Source organism: Arthrobacter sp. A2-55, assembly GCF_025548615.1.
GTDB classification, from domain to species: domain Bacteria; phylum Actinomycetota; class Actinomycetes; order Actinomycetales; family Micrococcaceae; genus Specibacter; species Specibacter silviterrae.
This window is the reverse complement of sequence record NZ_JAJLOZ010000019.1, coordinates 1-18,807: the sequence shown is the minus strand read 5'-3', so window position 1 is coordinate 18,807 and position 18,807 is coordinate 1. Positions and strand designations below refer to the sequence as shown.

General features: G+C 63.9%; 16 protein-coding genes. 7 read left to right on the top strand and 9 right to left on the bottom strand.

Translation table 11 applies throughout. The features are described 5' to 3' along the window. Positions 1-29 precede the first annotated feature (29 nt). The 4 genes from LPN03_RS07210 to LPN03_RS07195 all read left to right on the top strand — a co-directional run bounded on the left by LPN03_RS07210 (position 30) and on the right by LPN03_RS07195 (position 6,195). The gene (locus tag LPN03_RS07210) at positions 30-3,185 is read left to right on the top strand and encodes a hypothetical protein (protein WP_262453730.1); all 3,156 of its coding nucleotides are present in this window, start codon (positions 30-32) and stop codon (positions 3,183-3,185) included. Then, on the top strand, positions 3,182-4,246 hold the full coding sequence (locus LPN03_RS07205; protein ID WP_262453729.1) for a hypothetical protein: 1,065 nt from the start codon (positions 3,182-3,184) through the stop codon (positions 4,244-4,246). Before LPN03_RS07210 ends, LPN03_RS07205 begins: the two co-directional genes overlap by 4 nt. A 68-nt stretch (positions 4,247-4,314) precedes the next feature. Continuing rightward, complete coding sequence (locus LPN03_RS07200; RefSeq protein ID WP_262453728.1) at positions 4,315-5,046, top strand: hypothetical protein; 732 nt, start codon at positions 4,315-4,317, stop codon at positions 5,044-5,046. Between the two features lie 126 nt (positions 5,047-5,172). Beyond that, positions 5,173-6,195 carry a hypothetical protein gene (locus LPN03_RS07195; protein WP_262453727.1) on the top strand — a complete coding sequence of 341 codons (1,023 nt, stop codon included), beginning with the start codon at positions 5,173-5,175 and terminating at the stop codon, positions 6,193-6,195. A gap of 70 nt (positions 6,196-6,265) precedes the next feature. On the opposite strand, the gene LPN03_RS07190 is transcribed toward LPN03_RS07195, so the two are convergent. Beyond that, a complete protein-coding gene (locus LPN03_RS07190) occupies positions 6,266-8,017 on the bottom strand; it encodes a cell division protein FtsK (protein WP_262453726.1) in 1,752 nt (583 codons plus the stop codon). Positions 8,018-8,152: 135 nt separating this feature from the next. Here LPN03_RS07190 and LPN03_RS07185 point away from each other — a divergent pair, with 135 nt between their 5' ends. From LPN03_RS07185 to LPN03_RS07175, 3 genes are all read left to right on the top strand, one after another. Then, on the top strand, positions 8,153-9,001 hold the full coding sequence (locus tag LPN03_RS07185; RefSeq protein WP_262453725.1) for a DNA-binding protein: 849 nt from the start codon (positions 8,153-8,155) through the stop codon (positions 8,999-9,001). A 36-nt stretch (positions 9,002-9,037) separates the two neighbouring features. Continuing rightward, a complete protein-coding gene (locus LPN03_RS07180) occupies positions 9,038-9,556 on the top strand; it encodes a helicase associated domain-containing protein (RefSeq protein WP_262453724.1) in 519 nt (172 codons plus the stop codon). Positions 9,557-9,680: 124 nt separating this feature from the next. Further along, positions 9,681-10,433, top strand: a complete 753-nt coding sequence (locus LPN03_RS07175) for a DUF5677 domain-containing protein (protein ID WP_262453723.1) — start codon at positions 9,681-9,683, stop codon at positions 10,431-10,433. 267 nt (positions 10,434-10,700) lie between these two features. Here the strand turns inward: LPN03_RS07175 and LPN03_RS07170 are convergent, their stop codons facing one another. From LPN03_RS07170 to LPN03_RS07135, 8 genes are all read right to left on the bottom strand, one after another. Next, on the bottom strand, positions 10,701-11,090 hold the full coding sequence (locus tag LPN03_RS07170) for a hypothetical protein (protein ID WP_262453721.1): 390 nt from the start codon (positions 11,088-11,090) through the stop codon (positions 10,701-10,703). 115 nt (positions 11,091-11,205) lie between these two features. After that, positions 11,206-11,892, bottom strand: a complete 687-nt coding sequence (locus tag LPN03_RS07165; protein ID WP_262453719.1) for a hypothetical protein — start codon at positions 11,890-11,892, stop codon at positions 11,206-11,208. Positions 11,893-11,990: 98 nt separating this feature from the next. Then, on the bottom strand, positions 11,991-13,166 hold the full coding sequence (locus tag LPN03_RS07160; protein ID WP_262453717.1) for an ATP-binding protein: 1,176 nt from the start codon (positions 13,164-13,166) through the stop codon (positions 11,991-11,993). Between the two features lie 126 nt (positions 13,167-13,292). Then, on the bottom strand, positions 13,293-14,411 hold the full coding sequence (locus LPN03_RS07155; RefSeq protein ID WP_262453716.1) for an AAA family ATPase: 1,119 nt from the start codon (positions 14,409-14,411) through the stop codon (positions 13,293-13,295). 93 nt (positions 14,412-14,504) lie between these two features. Further along, positions 14,505-15,434 (bottom strand): RNase H family protein, encoded by a 930-nt coding sequence (locus LPN03_RS07150; protein ID WP_262453715.1) that lies wholly within the window; start codon positions 15,432-15,434, stop codon positions 14,505-14,507. Further along, positions 15,434-16,195, bottom strand: a complete 762-nt coding sequence (locus LPN03_RS07145; protein WP_262453714.1) for a hypothetical protein — start codon at positions 16,193-16,195, stop codon at positions 15,434-15,436. The genes LPN03_RS07150 and LPN03_RS07145 overlap by 1 nt, the downstream gene beginning before the upstream one ends. Beyond that, on the bottom strand, positions 16,188-17,531 hold the full coding sequence (locus LPN03_RS07140; RefSeq protein ID WP_262453713.1) for a DUF2201 family putative metallopeptidase: 1,344 nt from the start codon (positions 17,529-17,531) through the stop codon (positions 16,188-16,190). The genes LPN03_RS07145 and LPN03_RS07140 overlap by 8 nt, the downstream gene beginning before the upstream one ends. 13 nt (positions 17,532-17,544) lie before the next feature. After that, complete coding sequence (locus LPN03_RS07135; RefSeq protein ID WP_262453712.1) at positions 17,545-18,636, bottom strand: hypothetical protein; 1,092 nt, start codon at positions 18,634-18,636, stop codon at positions 17,545-17,547. Positions 18,637-18,807 lie beyond the last annotated feature (171 nt).

Below are 18,807 nucleotides of genomic sequence, written 5' to 3'. Positions count from 1 at the left end.
CCAAACGCCGCACACCGAAGGGTATGAGCATGAATTTTTTCCGCCGCCGCATGAAAGACCGGCCTGACCGCGGCTCCGGGCTGCTGGAAGCCATCGTCGGCATGGCCCTGGGTGCGATGATCCTGGTCGGCGCCGGGACGTTCATCGCCTCCACCAGCCAAACATCAGCCGCGAACAGCTCCATCCAAACCCAGAGCACGGCCATCACCCAGACCATGGCCCGGATGAGTCAGGATGTCCAGTTTGCCGGGACGATCCTGACCGCCGCCCCCAACGAGCTGGTCATCGCCTCCAAGGACGGAAGTACACCCATCATCAATCGGTGGGTGCGGAGCGGGACCACGTTCTACCGCCAAATCTGGCAAGGCGCCAAGGGATCCTACCCTTTCGGGTCTGGGGCCTGGATCCCCGTCACCAGCACTGGCGGCGCGGCACCAAACACCGACGGGACCCAGTCCACGGAAATCTCGGTAAAAGACCTGAAGGCTGACCTTGTCTCGGTCTTTAGCTACTACGACGCGGATAAGAACGAACTAAAGCCCACAGATGCATCGCCACTGTCGGCCCTGAACGGTGGGACCAATGCGATCCGCCTGGTTGAATTCCACCTCAAATCCAACACGCTGCGCAACGGTGTGGCAGAAGGGCAGACGGCAGCCTCACCGCGTAACTACAGCGCCGGCGGAGCCACCGGAAGCAGCGTTGGAACACCGCCGGTCTGCCCGGTCGTCGCCTTCGACTCCACAGACACATCCATGCCCATCCTGCGCTGGTCCACCGTACCCGGGACGACCACTTACGTCATCACCCGCAACAGCGTCACGGCGGCTACCGTCACCGTGCCGGCAGGGAACACCGTAGGCACCTGGACTGACACCCTCAACCCCGGCGCGTCCGGCGACGTCGTCATGTACAGCGTTCTCGCCAAAGCTTCCGACGGCACACTGTCCGCAGGCTGTCGGCCAGCCTTGTGGCGGGTTAAGATCGACGCCCCCGTCTGGAACGCCAGCTCTGTCCTGCCGGCCAGCCCGGAAGCCGCCGGCTGGACGACAGCACCCGACGGCACGCTGAGCACGCCGCGCATCATTCTCAGCTGGAACCCGGTCACCGGCAACAACGGCTATGAGCTTTACTACCGGTCTGTGGACCCGGCAACCGGCACAGCCACCGGAAGCACCTACCTGCCAGCACCCGGATACGACGGCACCTCGACCACCTTCACCTGGGACGGGGGCGGCTGGGGCCAGCGCTACGAGTGGTACATCAAAACGTCGTCGCGTTCCGGGCAGTCCAGCGAATCGGTCCACATTCAGACCTTGACCCACCCCAGCGCGCCTGGAGCGGTGTCGGTGAAAGCCCAGTACGGAACCGGCGCCACCAAGGACACCCAGGGCGATAACGTCCTTAGCTGGAATCCCGTCGCCACGGCGACCCAGTACGAGGTCCGCCGGTACAACTCCGGCACGACAGGCGCCAGCACCAGCCTGGGCACCACCACTGCACTGACCTTCACCGACACCGTGAACTACGGCACCACCTACTCCTACTACGTGGTCGCCCGCAATAACGGCCCGCGCGGGGTCGACATTTCCGGTGCTCCTGTCACAGCGGACCGGTCCAGCGCCGCGCCCGAATCCGTGGCTATAAGCAAGTCCGCCGTAGTCACCCAGCTGCAGTACCCGCCCGTCCCCGCTGTGGTTCCGGCCTCCTCCACTGGATCCCGCGACATCAACGGAGCGAACATCGTCCAGTGGGGCGCTGCGCCCTCCGCAACGGGTTACCACGTAGGCAAGTACACCCCAGTGACGATGAAACTCACCTGCCTGACAGGCAACTGCGCAGCACCATCCAACGGCACCACGGCGCTGACGCTTTCAGACCCGGCTCCGCCTGCATCCCAGAGCGACTATGCCGTGGCCGCGTACAACCCGACCGGCATGAGTGTTGGATACTCGGCCAACGTTCGTTTGACACAGCGACCTGCAGCGCCAGCACTCAATACCGTCAGCGCGCCAACTCTCTCCACCGACAGCGCTTCATTCGCCACCGTCATGAATGGGGACTCCGGAAACGACTCGGCCAACAAGTTCTGCTCGACAACCACGTGCAGCTACGAGCTGGCTCGGGGCTCCACCGTCCTGAGCACCGTTGGCCAGCAGTCCGGGACAACCGTGCCGTGGAACAACGTCCCCAACCCTGCCGGTTCAACGATCACTTACTTTGCGCGGTCCAAGAACGCAGCCCTGTACAACGGTGGTTGGAGCGACAAGTCCTCAGCCACTGTGATGACCTACCCGGGAGCCTTTGCTACCGGATTCTGGAGTGGTGACAGCTCGGGGCGCCAGGCCAAGCGCTTCAACTTCGACGCGGTGAACCTCAACTCCAGCGGGTCAAGCGAAACAATCCAGCAGAACGGTTACAGCACTCTCTCCTGGGGGGCATCAGCGGGGGCGACCAAGTTCAGCGTCAAGCGAGTCTCAGTCGCCAACGATTCGACGTCGACCGACTCCAGCCTCGGCCTGCCGCCGTCCACGAACATCTCCTCTGCTACCGGCTCCGGCTCAGCCGGCACTTGGACCCTCGTCGCGGCCCCGGGAGCCACGTACCGGTACGAGATGTCAGCATTCGCTGCCAATGGGCTCACCCGTCCGCAAACGTCCATGGCCTCCTTCACCACGCCGGCTGACCTTCCTCAAGCCGGCAAAATCATCATTGTCTGTTCCGGGAACTACTACACTGACCAGACCACCGCCCTCTACGACCATCCTGAGCAGCTTCTGGGCAGCCGGCTGATCGACTTCACATCCAAGCCGCGCCGGGGGGCCTGGAACAGCATCAGCGTCACCGGGCTTCAACGTCCGAAGGGGCAGGCACTCCAGCCGCAGTACACCTCAACCCTTGGCCAGGGCTCGACGGGCGTCACTCTCACCAGCGGTGCCGGCCTCGGCTACTACTACAGCGCCGAAACCGGTTTCGACATCATGACGGTCGGCCAAGGTGGAGCCAACTCCGCGACATTGCGCATCACCAATGACACCTACGCCACCTTCAACTCCGGCTGCGGACCCCAGGGCGGCACCTGGGGTCAGATGCTGGAGCCTACCTACCCTTGCTACGGCTACGTCCCCGGTACGAGCTGCGCCGCGGTCAACGACCAGAACCGACCCCAATGGAGTACCAAATGACAGTATCCAAGGCGGCCACGACCCGCCGAAAACTGGTTGTCGTCCTCGTTGCCTTGGCCATCCTGGCCTTGACAGCGAGCGTGATCGCCGTCCTAAACTTCCAACGGGCAGACGAGACACCGCAGGCCAGTGCCATCCCCTCCCTGGCTCCGGCGGATTCAGACACTTTTGTCGTCGCACCCTACAGCCAGAAGTGGTGGGCAACGGTGGCGGCCTTCGACGACCCCAACAAGCAACTCTTGGGACTGGACCCGGCGGCTTCCGGGTTGAACATCACCCACATCGGCTACTCCCGCAGCACCGACCATGCCAAGAGGGACCTGCAATTTACCGGGGCGCTGCGGCTGTTCTACCTCGAATCACCCACCGCCGTCGAGGCAGGCAAGGTGGCGGACTGGCTCAAGACATCGGCCCTCTCTGAAGGACGCCGGGTTTACATCCGAGGGACCATTGTGGTTGTGGGAGGCAGCTGGTTGGATTCCTACACGCCGCCTGCCAAGACCATGTCCAGTGTGGGGCAATACACCGCCAGGCCGGCCGGCACCGAGGCCACCATGTGGATGAATCCCTCTGAGGAGGCATCATCCCTGACAGGCCGGCCGTCGGCAAGGTTTAACGCATTCCTGTCGGACACCACCGGCTTCACCACTGCCACCACCTGGATTGGAACCAGCACTGACGGAGCAACGTGGTCGGGCGACTTCACGTCCGGCGGTGCGGATCCAAAACGTGTCAATCTTGAAAAAGCCAACAAGGCGCTCCGGACTGCCGAGAAGACACTGGCCACCGTGGTCGGTCCAACCAGCACAGCAAAGATCATCGATCCAGGGATGAGCGAAATCCTCGACGTCGCCTCTTTTGAGGCAGGGACGCAGACTCTGGGCAAATCGGTCGACCGCCTGGATGCGCCAGCCGTCAAAGATCCGGTGGTAAGCGTCGTCAATGACGTGACCGGCTGGGACGCTGCCATCTCCGGAATTAGCGGCCCCCGCGAAAACCAGGGCACCAGGATTCTTTCAGCCAACGAGAAGGCCATGACCATCTCGTACACTGGTTCTTAATAAATTGTGAGAGAAACTCGAAGACAAAAAACTTGCCCTCGTGTACCGTTTGGGATATGGAGAACCCTATGAAGCGCATTTTCGCCGTCCTCGGTACCACCGCGCTGCTCGGTGCCGGTCTTATCCTCGGTGCCGCGCCCGCCCAGGCGCTGTCCTGCGGTGCCGGCATGCACGTGGTCGATGGTTTCAACGGACCATTCTGCGCTCCCGACACGAATGCTGGTGGATCCGGAAGCGGGGTTGACTTCGGTGGCGGAACAAGTAGCGGGGGAGGCGGCACCATCAGCGCTCCCGGCGGTGACGGTGGGAATGACTGCCTCGGCTGCGGCAGCGGACCAGCCCCTGCTCCGTATGTACCGCCTGCGGCCCCCAGGCCGGCCCCGGCACCTTATGTGCCGCCGGCGTCTCCCCAAGTTCCTGCCTACGCTCCACCCGCCCAGGCGTACACGCCTCCTGAGCAAGGCTACAACCCGCCTGCCAACAGCGGTGGTGGCTATGGGCCTCCAGCTGACCCAGGCGCCACAAGTTACGTGGATCCGGGGTCGGGGGCAGCCGTCGTGGAAACGCCGTCCGGGGAATGGGTCAACCCTGACACTGGTGTCGCCGCCGATCCGGCAGTCGCTGCCAAGGCGCAGGCCAAGGCCACCGCTGCCAAAAAAGCCGCGGCCGTCGTAGCCCAGCAGGCCGCCGAGAAGAAGGTCCTGGCAACCAAGGTCGCTGCCATCAAGGTGTCCACAGTTCAGTCCGTCACCTACGCCCAGATGATGTCCGCTGCTCTGGAGGCCCTGGCCAAGCATTAGGCAAGGGTGAGTGCGCCCCGTAGTCGTAACGATGCGGGGCGCACTTTTTTGTCCAAATATGGCTGATGTCATTTGTCGTAATTTGCCATAGACTGTTACGGTATAACGTCTACATTTTGGAGCCCCATGACCACCGACACCCTTGCCACCCCGATTGAAGCCTTCCGGTCCTCCCGGGATGCACTCCTCACGACCCTCTTGACCAGCCTGAACGGCCTTGAAGTGTCCGTCCTGAGTTACGACCAGGAGCGTGAACGACACCTCGAACAGCTCGAAGCCGAATTGGCCGCAGCACTTACGCAGAACGTGGAACCATCCATGTCGCTGGGGGAGAGGGGTGAGGAAACTGTCCAGGTGCCCATCGTGGCCCCGGAACTCGTCGAGGCCCGGGCAAGCATCGAACACCTTGAGGCCGAGCTTGCCGCATTGCGCAAGGCGGCGGCTGGCAAAACACCCGTTTACGGCGCCACGGACATCCCGGAACTGGAATCAGACGAGATCCTGGTCCCCGTCGATATGGGGAAGGTTGACAGCGATGCGTTTGAGAGGGCGCAGGCCCGCGTGGCCGAACTGGAATCCGAAGCACTGGAAGCAGTTGAGAGGATCGAGTCCTTGGAAGCAGAACTCGTAGACATGCACGACAAGCTGACTGCCACCACAACACGTGCAGACGAGTCCGACGCCAGGACGACTGCCCTGGAGGCTGAACTGGGCACCAAGAAGGCGCAGTTCGCCCAGGAACGCTTGGCGGCGGTGGACACGGCAACACGTGCGGCTCTGAAAGTCCTTGCCGCCGTAGCCGCCGACGAGCCGGACGCACCACTTTCGGAGGCAGTGGAGCTGGTGGAGATCGCCCTCGGTGTCGAGGCGACCCGGGAGTCTGCGCCCGAGGTCACCGATGCCACCTCAGAACTTCCCGTCCTTCCGGACCTGGCAGACTTTGACGCATTCAATTCCGAAGAGCCGGTGGCTCCGGCGGCGGGCAGCGACGGAAAGGAAGAAAACTCCGACCCACAGCCACTGGCGAGCGTCAGTACCTTGGAATTGATCGCGTTCGAAGAGCTGACCGACGACCAGGCACACTCCTCCGGCGAACCGGGTAAAGGGTTTGGTTTCTTCGGCCGCAAAAAGGGTGACAAGGCCGCATAGGGCCACGACAACAAAGAACCCCTGCAGCCCACTACTGCAGGGGTTCTTTGTTGTCGACTTCAGAAACAGGCTACCTGCTGACAGAGGCCAGCATCCGGGACTGCGCTGCCGCCAATGCGGCGCCCTTCAACGGACGGCCATTCTCATCCAGGCCGGAGTCGCCCATGAGCGCAGCAGCCGGGTCTGGCATGGCAGCTCGGCGCTGTGCGGTGGCTCCCCGGTCATCGTCCTCGAAGGCATCCTCCAGTTGGGCCATCTGGGCGCGTGTCGGCTCTGGCTGACTCGTCTTCGGGACGCCTAGCTTTTCCAGCCAGGCGCGATAGTCGGCCACCGAGGCGTAGTAGGACTTGAAGATGGCAGGTTCGTCACCTTCGGGCTCGGTGGTGCCAACCCCGCGGGATGCCCCGCTGTCCGTCCGAACATTTTCGGGCACGAGAGGGACGCGGTCAGGATCGGAGAAGACCAGACGCCGGTTCCCCTCCGTCGGCTTGGCGCCCATCAGCAGCTTGTGGTGGAGGTTCGTGCGCAGCGAGGGGTCGATGCCAGTGTTCGCGGAGGCGACCTGGGTGGCCAACATCAGGAAGACACCAGTGAAACGGAGTTCGGCGGCAACCCGCTTGATTCCATTTTTCAGGATCTCCTTGAACAGGTTGGTCCGGTTGGCGTCGTCGGCCATGTCCCTGAGCAGCTGCGGTGCGTCCTTGCCGGCCTTGGGGACCGCCTCGAGAGCGAACAGCCCTGTCAGCTCGTCGACGACGACGATGAGTGGTTCCAGCGCTTCAGCTTTGGGCAGCAGTTTCCAGTCGTTGACCCCGTAAGCCTTGATGTGCTTGGCCCGACGTTCGCCTTCCTCCATGATGAGCCGGATCGCCACGGCCGACTGGGCGGGGGAGTCGCATCCCCAACCGCCGGGACGGACAAAGTCTTTGACCCACTCAAAATCGGCGCTTTTCGTTGGCAAATCGATGATGGCGCAGGATGCACCCTTCGCAAGCCAGGTCGAAAGGAAGCAGTTGAGGAGGACTGTCTTTCCACCACCTGAAATGCCGCCCAGCTGGCTGTGGGAGCCCGCGTTCATGTCCAGGTAGAACGTCTCACCAACAGTTTCGCCGGCGGCCGGAAGCTTCATACCCAGGGGAATTTTGAACGTCTCCTTGTTCGTGTGATCAAACTTCACGACGCTGTCCATGGGAGTTTGTATCATGGCCGGGAAGGTTGGAGGGGCGCTGGGGATGATCGCGGCAGTGAGCTTGCGCGCGTCTGCCTTCACGTACCAGCCATCGTTTCCAACGACCGTGGTGGCCACCTCGTCCAGCTTGGATTCGTGCTTGGACGGAACGTACTGGCGAGGGAGTTCGAGGTTGAAGCCGCCGTCTCGCCGGGATGAGACCTGAACTTCCCAGGGCTTCACGCCCAATGCGACGGCGACTGCGCCGCGGCACCGGGCCTCGTCCTCCGTGAGTTTGGTGAGGACCGCCTTGCCGAGGAAGGGCTCGAAGCGGGTCATCGCCCAGCCGTCGCCATGCTGGTCGGCCAGCTTGATGGCCATCTTGTCCCCGTCGCCTGGCTTGGTGCCCCGGGTGAGGCGGACTTCTTTGGTCTTGGAGTTGCCTTTCTGGCTGACTGACGTGATGGCCACCTGTCGGGTGGCAACAGCCACCTGGCCCTTGGTGCCGTCGGCGTTGGTGACCGACTCAATGGAGTCGATTTCGAAGCCGTCGCCATGGAGCTCGGAGATCATCTTCTCGACTTGCTTCATGTGGCGGGCCGGATCAAAGGTCGGGGGCAGCTTGACCCGGACCCGTTCGGTGCTTGTGGCCATTGGTGGCCCCCTTCCAAGTAGACAACTCTCTACCTGGAAACATGCGTAGACGGCGCGTGCGTCGCCGATAGGAATCATAGTAGTAGTAGGAGTATCATTACTACGATTACTACTACTACTACCTGAAGGTTTTCAATGTCGCAGAATGCCAAAGACCGCGTATTCGCTGCCGCTGAGGAAATCGTCGCTGAGCGGCGCCCCACGGTGTCCAGCGTTCGGGAGGCTGCGGGCGTCAGCAACTCCGACGCCACGCGGTTCCTTCGTCAGTGGTGGGCGGAAAGGGAGGCCGTAAGCAGCCAGGTTGCCGCCACGCCGCCGCAGGTGGTGGAACAGGCCACCCGGCTGGCCGGTGCAATTTGGACCGAGGCGGTGCGCCAATCGGAGAGCCGGCACAGCGCCGTCGAGGCGGCGTGGTCACAGGAATCCAGTAACAAGGCCGCCGAATTGGCGGAGCTCGTGGAGGACCTGGATAAGGCCGCTGGCAGGTTTGATGCCATGTCGATGACGCTCAACGCCGAAAAGACTGCGTTGGAGGGGAAGCTTATGGCTCGTGAACAGGAGCTGGCGGAGATGCAATCCTCTCGGGACACGCTGCGCGTGGAACTGGAAGAATTGCGGCGTGAACTCGCCGGCGCGTCCGCCCATGCATCCTCCCAGCAGACCAGGATTAAGGCACTGGAGACTGATCTGGCCGGCGTGCGGGATGACCTTAGCCAATCCCAGGAACGGGCCGTCCGCGCGGAGACCCAGGCCGCCACCCTGGGCGCCACATTGGAGTCCCTGCAGCGCCAGCTGGATGACAGGCAGGCCCGGCTGGACATGGCCGAAACTGCCCAAGCCGAATCCCAGCTGGCTGCCTCTGCCGCGTCGGCCCGGGCGGCAACACTGCAGGAAGCCAACGCCGCCTTGATGGCCCGGCTGACCCAGCCAAAAACCAAGAATAAGGGGGCAACTGCGGCTGACAGCAGCCCGGGCGACGAGTAGCCTAGCCACAAGATGCTGCCGGGCGAGGGAGGGATGATGTCAGATCACGACAAGCTGCCGCCTGACCTGGATGAAGAGGCTGATGAAGCCGATCTTGCCCCGATCCGTCCACCCACCGTCCAGTGGCTTAAGCGTCTCGCCGAACTCAAGGCGTTCCTGGCGGTCCATGGCAGGTACCCGAAACGCAGAGGCATCGAACGCGGTGAGGTATCTCTTTACGACTGGCTGACCGCCCAGCGCCACGCATTCCTGGCCCACAAGCTGACCTGGAATCAGGCCGTAGCCATGGACGTGCTGGGGGACTGGATCACCACCGATCAGGAGATTTTCTCTGACGACCATTGGCAGCAGCGACTCGCGGATCTGCTTGCCTTCCGGAAGCGTTTCGGGCGGCTGCCGAACCGCCGGCACTTCCAGTCCGACGAGGAAGATGCCTTGGGCATCTGGATGGAAACCCAGGTGTCAGCCCGCAACCGGGGGAGCATGCCAGCCTGGCGCGTCGAAGCGATGAATGCGGCTTTTCCGGGTTGGGCAGCTCCGCAAGCCACCGGCTAGGGGTGGCTTGCGGATCCGTGGAATATCCGACGCTAAGATCGGATGGAGCGTATTTCGGGGCCCGTCGCATGCGCAGCGGATTTGAAGCCCGGGCCGGGGGACAGTGTGCGATAGGAGAATCGCGATGTACAAGACCACGGAAGCGAACTTCAGAAGATCCATCACGCGGTTGCTGGAGACCTTCCACGGACTCCCCGGGTTCGATGTGCGAACGGACAGCCACGAATCAGACATCAACGTAATCGGACTCACCTTCGCGGCTGCCGAGCTGGCCCAGTCATACCTCGACACTGCGACCGACAACCGCATCGCCCGAGCCGTGCTCGGGCGTGCCATTCTCGAGTTCAGCACCAGGGCACTCTGGCTCGCGCTCAACGGCGAGACAGGGCTTGAAGCAATGCGCTGGTATAGCCACAAGAAGATTCACCAGTACGCAACTGCCCTCGCCAACCAGGACCTCAGCGACTTCCCCGAACTCCGCAAAGAAGTGGACGAGGCGATGGCCGAAGGCAAAGCACCACCGATGCCACCACTCGGCGGCCAGGCCGAACATGTCGACCAGATGATGGACACCCTCAACGCGGGCAAGGGCATGTACGTCATGTACCGTGGCTTCAGCCAATACGCCCACCCCACCCTCGGAGTATCAGGGAGCTACGTCAGGGTCGACGATGAAGGCCGTCCTCGCTTCGATAAGGTCTCCAACGCCCCCTTCCACGACGAGAACCTAGGAACAGTCATGGGTGCCCTCATCTTCGCCTTTGAGGCCGCAGACGTCGCAATCGTCGGGACACCGTTCAAGCAGCAGCTCGACACACTCCGCAAACAGCTCTCCATCATCAACCCCTCGGCCGAAATGTCCCGCGACGCCGATTAGACCTCGCTGAATCAGGAACGACCGTTCGCGAGACGCTTCAGCCCTGAGTGTTGGAACCACAGAATCACGGGCCCACGATGTAACGCTTCCCGTGTACGCGTCAATGTAACGGCTGCAGGTCTTTTGCGATAAACGGTGCCTGCGAAGGTCGGCCCTAGAGCTACTAACTAGACAGATTGCAGGTCGATGGCTGCACGTTTTTGGGCGGAAAATCGCGCTATCGTTGGATATTTCACTTTTTCACAAGCCACCCCAGCTAGCGGCTGGTCAGCCGTTTAGCGGGCCGGGATTGGTGTCGTTGAGCGCTTCGATTCGGGCAAGTGAGGCTAGGCGATCTCCCTCCGTCGCCGGCATGGTGAAGGCCACCAGCCGTTCCTGGGGCGAATCTATTGCGCGACGCCATTCCCGGCGCTGAGCCTGCAACGGCTTAGACGACGGGTCGGCGGTCTTGACGACTTGCGAGATGCGCCCCGGGCTCAAATCTGCAAGCACTGACAGCAGGCGCTGCCTGACACCGTTCTGCTCAGCATGCGCAATGGCTTGCTGCTGGAAAAGCTCGATTTCAGCCAGCTGCTTCACCAGGGCCGCACGCAGGGTGCTGAGCTCCAGGACGTCCGTTGCCAATTGCCGCTGGGTGGTGGTAAGTTTGCGAGCCATAGGATAAGTATAGTCAACTAAACTAAATTTGGCATTCAATAGTTAGTTTAGTTGACATAACAGTCGTTATCGGCGTTGGACCAGGACGAGTAAGCATGGCCCGGAACGGCCTCATTTACCTTCCGATGAGCACGGCATCGGCCGGTGCCGGGACTGCCTGCGGGTCGTCGGCGAGGCTGTAAATCGTTTCGAACTGGCTGGTGATCTCGGTGACGTCTTCGGTGGTGATGTTGATGAAGGCGGACTTGTTCTTCAGGTGCAGGAGAAGTTCAGCCTGGGGCCACAGCAGCTCATCCAGGTACCTGCCGAATGATCGGCCGCTGGCCTTGGTGTAGGCGGACAGAGCCTTTTGATTGGTGATCCTGCTGCCGTACGTGAGCTCGATGTCGATGTCGCCGACGGGGTCAACCTCCGGGCGGAGATAGCTTCCGAAAACAGTGAGCGTGTTGATGAACATGGGCTTGCCGGGGTCTGCGTTGTAGTCGCGTGCACGATCCAGCAGGCCGGCAACGAGCCGATTCGCGGTTGTCCTTTTGATCGGTTTCCCCAGGCTGGCCATGGCCAGCGCGTTTCCTTGGATTGTGGTTTCCCACCAGACTTCTTCGCCATGGCGGACCAGTTTGCCCTTCAGGAATCCAGCCTTTTCAAGACCATCAAAGACGGGCCCGGGCTCCAGTCCAGTTCCTTCCAGCAGGTCTGCGATGGCCTCTGGGACCAGGTACCCGCCCTTGAATTGGCGGATGATGGTGCGGGCCAGCTCGGCCGGCAGCCCGGCAATGGTGTCGGTCTTTGAAATCCTCACGGTCACAACCTCAACACTGGGAATGGACGCCACCAGGGCGTGTGGACGGGTATCGTCATGCGTAGTCCGAATCTCAGGCCTGTCACCCCAGGGACCATCTAGTCGGTTTGGCGGGCGATGAATGCGCCCATCCCCGGGACGGTGAATTGGATTTGGCCGTGTTCGGGGGAAAAGATGATCCCCTTCTCGATGAGGCGCCCTCGCTGGCTGGTGAGGGAGCTGTGGTTCTTCCCCAGCCTGTCCCCCAGGTCCGCCGTGTTGGTGGGGCCTTCACCGTCCAGGCTCATCGCGCGCAGGTAGCTCCGCTCGGCGCCTGTCGCACGCTGCCACCGGGCGACGAAGAAGTCCTGGTCCAGGGCCTCGGCGCCCAGCTGCACGGCCAGGCGGGCGTCGCCGGTGGAAATCTCCTTGCCGGATGCGGCCTCCCACAGGGTATGCCCGTAGGCCTGGAGGGAGTACGGGTACCGTCCGGCCGCTTCCAGGACCAGTTCCAGGGCTTCGCCGCCGAGGAGGCCGCCCAGTCGGCTGATGGGCGTTGTCAAGGCGTCAGAGGCCGCATCGTGGCTGAGTTTGCCGATCATCCGGTACTGGAAGAGTCGTTCGGCGTAGGGCCGTGTCTCGCTGACCTTGCCCGGCAGTGACGGCAGGCCGCCGCCGATGATGTAGAACGGCCAGCCGCGCTGGCCGGCGGTGTGCTGGACGGTCAGCAGCGCCCCGAGAAGCTCATCGTCAAGGTCCTGCATTTCATCGATCACGAGCGCGAAGCCGGCCCGGGCCTTGTGCATCGAGAGGGAAACGTCTTCCACCATTTCTTCCAGGTCAATGTGGAGGTCCTTGGAGTCGGCGCGTCCTGGTGTGAACTCCATGTCGGCGGTGAGGCCTTTCAGGCCCAGGCCAACGGAAATGTTGGAGATGCTCCCCAGCCCCTGGAGGCGGAGGTGGCTCCATGCGGAGGACTGCTTGAGTCGGCGCACCCCTAGCTGGAGTTCCCGGGCCAGTTTCATGCGAACGACCTTGGGCCCTTCGGCCCCGGGCTGAGCTTCGAATTGCGCGACCAGCCACCCGTTCCGGCGGGCCTGTTCGGCGAACATGTTCAGCAGCACGGTCTTGCCCACCCCGCGCAGCCCGGTCAGCAGGATGCCCCGGTTGCCGGCGGTGTTGGCCTTGGCCCGGGCGATGAGCAGATCAAAGGCGTCGATCTCGGTCTGGCGTCCGACCATGGCCGGTGGCATGACGCCGGAGCCGGGGGCGAAAGGGTTCAGCGCAGGTTCCATGACCCCATACTAACCAAAAAATCTCTCACTATCTCAAAAATTGAAATTCTCTTAACGTTTTTGGGCGATGCAGGACGGATCAACTGGTTGGCATCTGCATACCGGTGATGCCAACCAGTTGATCCACTACGCGGCGCTGACCGTGTAGTGCGTCTTGGTGTACAGCTCCCGGAACGCGTCCTTGAACACCGCAGGGGTCTTGCCATCTCCGGGGATGTTGCTGGCGAGCTTGGTGGCGCCGGGCAGGGCCACGTCGGGCTTTCCGGCAAGGGCGCAGGTGGCCAGGGCGACCGAGGCCTTGCGCCACAGTTCCGGCTTGGACAGGCCCAGGGTGGTCACGGCCTGAATGAGCGCGAAGATGCGGTCGGCACGCTCCCCCTTCCAGTCCACGATGGACGGGTCGGCGAGGACGGCGCTCGGGTCGTACAGGTCGTTCTGTTCCTTCCAGAGCAGGAACTGGGTGGCCGCGCCGTCCCCCACCAGTCCGGTCAGGGCGAGGGAGGCGGCTTCGTCGTCGGCCTGGTCCAGCTGGGAGAGGACGTTGATCGCGTTCGTCCAGGAGCGCGGCGAGGGCCACGCGCCACCGGCCTTGACCGGGTCCTTGGGCGGTTCGGGGGCGAGCAGGTTGGGGCGGACCTTGAGGAATCCGGTGATGGTGCCGGCGACCCGGGCCTTGCGGGTGATTGGGTCGGCGACCAGCAGCTGGTCCAGTGGGGGGTAGGTGACGTGCTCGAACCCGGTGCCGACGTTCTCCAGCCAGGTCTGGGTGTCGAACACCCACTGCAGGTGCATCATGCGGTTGGCCATGGGTGCCGGGAGGTCGTAGGCGTCCACGGCCGTCTCGACAGGGTTCATGGCCGCGACGATGGAGACCGTGTCGGGGAGCTTGGTGTCGCCGACCCACCCTTCCTGGACGACCCGGAGCATGCCCTTCATGGTGGACGGGGCGGCGGTGTTGAACTCGTCCATGAACAACAGCGACTCGGAGGCGGTGATCAGGTTCTGGGCCCACTGGAACGTCGAGTACTTCACGACGCCCTTGTCCTCCACCATGACGCCCAGGAAGTCGGTCGATTCGCGGGTCGAGCCGATGATCGTCTCCGCGTGGCGGCCCCACGCCTTGGCGCAGCCCTCAATGGTGGCTGTCTTGGCCAGGCCCGGGTTGCCGACGTGCACGACCGGGACTCCGGCGCGGACACCGGCGGCGTAGGCCCGCATGAACGGGGAGGAAACGAACTGGGACACGGTGTTCTCCTAAGTAAGCTGGGTTGTTGGGCTGTCGCCCCTTGCTGAACACCATGTGTGCGGCACCCCGGCAACCCCGAAACACTCCCCCGCTCAGGCGGCTTTCATTGCCGCGCACAGGGCGCGGGCGTCCTCCCTGACCCCGGCGACCATGCGGGCGTTGGTGACCTCGTCGATGCCCATTTCCCGGTTCCGCCGGGCCAGTTTCGCCAGCCGGTCCGCCAGCTCGTTGAGTAGGTGGCCGTTGTGTCCGCGCACCCATTGGAAGTTGATGTTGATGCCGCGGGCCGAGCCGAGGATGCGCCGGCATTCCAGGAGGGCGTCGCTGTCGTCGCCGGGGTGGAGGCTGTCGGCTGCCACCCGTTCCAGCAAGTCCAAGGCGGGCAGCGAGTCGGTGAGGATGGTGAGCGTGCCCACGCCCTCCCGCAGGACGGGATGCAGGTTCAGGGTGGACTGCAAGCCGCGACGAATGGCCGCCAGCTCCCCCGCCCGGATGCCCCCGCGCACGCTTTCGCAGGTGTAGGCGCCGATGGCCGGGTCGGCGCCGTCCTTGTACGCCAGCACCCAGCCACAGCCGTTGATCGACGTCCTGCCGCCGCGGGAGGAATCGCAGGCCAGCGTGAGTCCGTCCACCAGCCGGGCTTCAAGCGCCTCTATTGCCGCCCGGGCTGCGGCGACCGCCGACGGGGGCGCGCACACGTCGCTGACCGGCAGGTCGGTCTTGTCCCGCAGGATCCGTGCCGTCTCAAAGTCGGAGGCGAAAACGACGTCCGGGGTGGCGTTGACCCGCTGGACGGCGGCGGCGATCTGGGCGGCCAGTTCCCGGTTGGACGGGTTCGCGGCCTGCCGGCGGCTGGGGCCGGAGATGATGCGCTCCTTGCCGCCGGGGGTGGTGCTGTGGACGGCCCAGCGGCACAGGTTCGGCTGCCGGTCCACCAGCACGGTGACACCGGAGCGTGCGGCCACCTCCGTCAGTGCGGGGACAATCCGGCGGATGGGCGGGGCCGGGACGGGCGCGAGCATCAGGCACCCCCGGACAGGTCGCCGAGGGCGATCGGGCACAGCAGGTTGCTGATGCGTTCCAGGTGCGAGGGGACGCTGGCCATGAAGTCGATCATTTCTGACGGGTTGTGGAACTCCTGCCCGTGCAGGAACTCGTTCATGATGACCTCCACCCGGGTGGTCATGGGCGGGATGGCGGCCAGGACGGCTTCGGTGTCGGTGATGGCATCAAAGCCGGGCAGCGGCGAGCCAAATTCGATCTGAAACACCCCGTGTGGGGCCGCGGACGGGGCACCGCGCAGTGCACGCTCCCACGCCTCGCCCCGTGCCGCCCAGTGGGCGCCGCTGACTCCGGCCGGCCGGCTCTCACCGGTGGCGTCCTCGTCCCAGTACGGGAAGAACTCCCCGATTTCGGCGTCGTCGAGTGCCTGGCCGTATTCGTCGTGGCTGAAGTCGGCCATTACCAGGATGTCCCCGGTGGCCGGGTCGTCCAGGCAGGCCAGCTTGAGCGTGGTCAGGGGGCAGTGGTGGTCCCCGGCCAGGGTGGCCTTGACGTGCTCGGCGTGGGCTTGCACGGCGTCGAAGACCACCGAGGCCGGGCGGGTTGCCCCCGTCAGGTCGGCCTGGTCGAGTATTTTGGCGGCAAAGAAGGCCACCTCCCTGATTTCCAGGTTGCGCCTGATCGGTTCAACCACGGGGCGCAGACGGTTGGCCAGCGTGAAGATGTCCGTGCCGGCAGGCAGCTTCCAGGCATGGCTGATCGCCAGTTCCGGGTCAGTCATTGCTCGCAACCTCCACCGTCAGGGCCCAGTCGGGCACTCTTTCCTTCCAGACTTCGGAGCGCAAGTTCACCAGCAGGACCACCACCGGGACGCTGGGGCGCTCCTGCGGCCACCCGGTTTCACCGTCCGTGGCGATGACAATGACGGACGGCTTGGTTCGCAGGGAGCAGGCGTGGACGATCGCTTCACCCATTTCGGTGCCGCCACGGCCCTGAATGTTGGTGATGGAGTCTCGTCCGGTGAAGCGCTGTGACTGGTGGACCTGGGTGTCAATGTCGGAAACCACCAGGTCGTCCCCGCGGATGCCCAGCTTCCGGGCAATGGCGACAACCTCGTTGGTGGCCAGGTCCAGGTCGTGGCTTCTCATGGAGCCGGACGTGTCCCGGTAGAAGTGCACCGACGGCACGGGCTTGATGTACCCGGGCGCGATCACGCGGCCACGAACCCGCCCGCCCGTGGTCCGCAGAGTTTCGTTCATGCGGCGGCGGTTGCGGCGGGTGAAGGTGGTGTCGAAGTATCCGGCCTTGCTGGCCACGGCGCGGCGGATGAATGACGCCAGCACCCGGTCCCACGGGGTGACGGACGGTGCCAGCACCTGGTCAAGGATTTCGGCAAACCCGCCGGGGACGGAACCGATGCCGTGCTGCTTTTGGTGTTGCTGGATGGCCGCGGCCGTGGCAATGCGGACGAGCCTTTTCTCCACCTCATTGGCTGGCTCGGCCGCGCCTCCCAGGCTGTCATCCTCGCCCAGTTCGAAACTACCCGCCTCGCCGCCGGAACCGGACCCGCACCCCTTGAACGGCTGGTCGCCGTCAGTGGGCTTCCCGCCCTGCCCCTGGCCCCCGGACCCGCCCTGGGGCTGGCTGTTGGGCTTCTTGAGCTTGCGGAGGACGTCCAGGTAGTGGAGGGGGGTCTGGTAGTCGGGCTCCCCCAGGTGCGCGGCGAACACGCCGTGGGCGGCCAGCGCGGCGCACCCGGCGTCCCGCAGGTCGTCATTGATGGCCGCATCCGCGGCGACATTCCACATCTTGCGCTCTTCGTCGGTGACCCCGGCTGTCACGGCCAGCATGCTATGTTCGGCGATCAGGTGGGAGCATTCGTGCAGGAGCCCCTCGGCGCAGAACTGCGGGCCCTTGGGGATGCAGTTGTCGAAGTTGATGTAGAGGCGGTGGCCGGGATCAACGGCGAACGTGTCAACGGCGCTGCAGTGGACGGGCCGGAGGGAGAACATGACCGAGGCCATGTACCCCATCGTTTGCAGTGCCGTGGCACGCCATGCTTGAAAGTGCAGGGACTGGTCTTCGGTCATCGGGGAAATGGTGTTCATGGAAGCCATGTGTGCGGCACCCCTAGTCCGTGGGGGCGCCGGCGAGCACCACGTCCATGGGCACTGTCCGGCCAGTGATGCGCTCCACGGGCCCGCCCAGCCAGCGCTTGTTCTGCAGGGCGCTCCCCCGGCTTTCAAAGACCTCCTCGGCGGCAAACAGCGGCGCCGTTCCCGCATGGGCGGCCTGGACCAGCCCGTACCCCCTGCTGCGCGGCCCGACCTGATTGAACACGGCGTGCAGCGACCCGGAGGCGTAGCGGAGCGAATCCAGGGAGGTGGTGCCCAGGCTGGAGCCGTCGGTCAGGCGGACGTTGCGGCCCTCCTTGAGCTTGAACGGGGCGGAGACTGACGCGGTGAACGTCTTGGCCCCCAGGTTCATCGGCACAATCTTGCACACCTGCCCGTCGATCATGTGCATTTCCAGCAGGCCGGGGTCGATGGTGCGCAGTCCGTTGGCCTTCGCGGAGTAGCTTTCCAGCATTGAGTAGACGTAGCAGTCGGTGGAAATTTTCGGCCAGGCGGCCTGTTCCATGATGCGGCCCTCGAGAGCCTCCAGGGCCGTCACGGTCTTGTCGTACTTGAGGGCCTCCGGACGGTGGCCTTCCATGGCAAGCTCGGTCAGCGCCCGGACGGTGATGGCCGTCGTCGGGCCGGTGACCCCGAAGGCGTCCGCCCAGTCCTCAACGCTGTTCTCGGCCATCTCCTCGGGGAGCCAGTAGCGGGAGGCGAGGGAGTCGGTGAGCACAGGGAGTTTCATGGAACCAGGAAGGCCCTGGATGATCCGCAGGCGTCGGCTGAGGGACTTGAAGTCGTTGGAAGGCATGTTGTCGGCCATCACCAGCATGCGTCCGAAAGTCTGGCGGTCGGCGACGATCGTGGAGAACAGTTCGGTGGTGACCAGCTCGGCGATCTTTTCCGGCGTCAAAGGTTCCCGGCGGCCGCGCATCGGCTGGAACACCAGCGACTTGCCGTTGAGGTAGATCATCCCGGTTGCTTCCAGGCCGAGCCCGGGAAAGGCGGAACGGTCAAGGGGGCAGCCGGACTGGGTGGCGTTGGCCCTGGCCTCCTGCCGGTAATTGGCCAGAAGGTCGCGGGGTGAGGTCGATGTCGTCATACCCACTATGTGTGCGGCACCGGCACGATCCGACAGCCCGCTCCCCCGCCGGCGGGCCGGTTCACCAGCCCACCAGGGGTTCCCACCGTGCCCACCATTGTCCCACCACCAGGTGGGCTGGGGACTTCGTTGGATTCTAGGGGATTTTGGACCTATATATCTATATCTACC

What these genes read in the sequence shown, in the direction of transcription:
- LPN03_RS07210 (WP_262453730.1), top strand. Translation starts at nt 30, where the DNA reads ATGAATTTTTTCCGCCGCCGCATGAAAGACCGGCCTGACCGCGGCTCC.
- LPN03_RS07205 (WP_262453729.1), top strand. Translation starts at nt 3,182, where the DNA reads ATGACAGTATCCAAGGCGGCCACGACCCGCCGAAAACTGGTTGTCGTC.
- LPN03_RS07200 (WP_262453728.1), top strand. Translation starts at nt 4,315, where the DNA reads ATGAAGCGCATTTTCGCCGTCCTCGGTACCACCGCGCTGCTCGGTGCC.
- LPN03_RS07195 (WP_262453727.1), top strand. Translation starts at nt 5,173, where the DNA reads ATGACCACCGACACCCTTGCCACCCCGATTGAAGCCTTCCGGTCCTCC.
- LPN03_RS07190 (WP_262453726.1), bottom strand. Translation starts at nt 8,017, where the DNA reads ATGGCCACAAGCACCGAACGGGTCCGGGTCAAGCTGCCCCCGACCTTT.
- LPN03_RS07185 (WP_262453725.1), top strand. Translation starts at nt 8,153, where the DNA reads ATGTCGCAGAATGCCAAAGACCGCGTATTCGCTGCCGCTGAGGAAATC.
- LPN03_RS07180 (WP_262453724.1), top strand. Translation starts at nt 9,038, where the DNA reads ATGTCAGATCACGACAAGCTGCCGCCTGACCTGGATGAAGAGGCTGAT.
- LPN03_RS07175 (WP_262453723.1), top strand. Translation starts at nt 9,681, where the DNA reads ATGTACAAGACCACGGAAGCGAACTTCAGAAGATCCATCACGCGGTTG.
- LPN03_RS07170 (WP_262453721.1), bottom strand. Translation starts at nt 11,090, where the DNA reads ATGGCTCGCAAACTTACCACCACCCAGCGGCAATTGGCAACGGACGTC.
- LPN03_RS07160 (WP_262453717.1), bottom strand. Translation starts at nt 13,166, where the DNA reads ATGGAACCTGCGCTGAACCCTTTCGCCCCCGGCTCCGGCGTCATGCCA.
- LPN03_RS07150 (WP_262453715.1), bottom strand. Translation starts at nt 15,434, where the DNA reads ATGCTCGCGCCCGTCCCGGCCCCGCCCATCCGCCGGATTGTCCCCGCA.
- LPN03_RS07145 (WP_262453714.1), bottom strand. Translation starts at nt 16,195, where the DNA reads ATGACTGACCCGGAACTGGCGATCAGCCATGCCTGGAAGCTGCCTGCC.
- LPN03_RS07140 (WP_262453713.1), bottom strand. Translation starts at nt 17,531, where the DNA reads ATGGCTTCCATGAACACCATTTCCCCGATGACCGAAGACCAGTCCCTG.
- LPN03_RS07135 (WP_262453712.1), bottom strand. Translation starts at nt 18,636, where the DNA reads ATGACGACATCGACCTCACCCCGCGACCTTCTGGCCAATTACCGGCAG.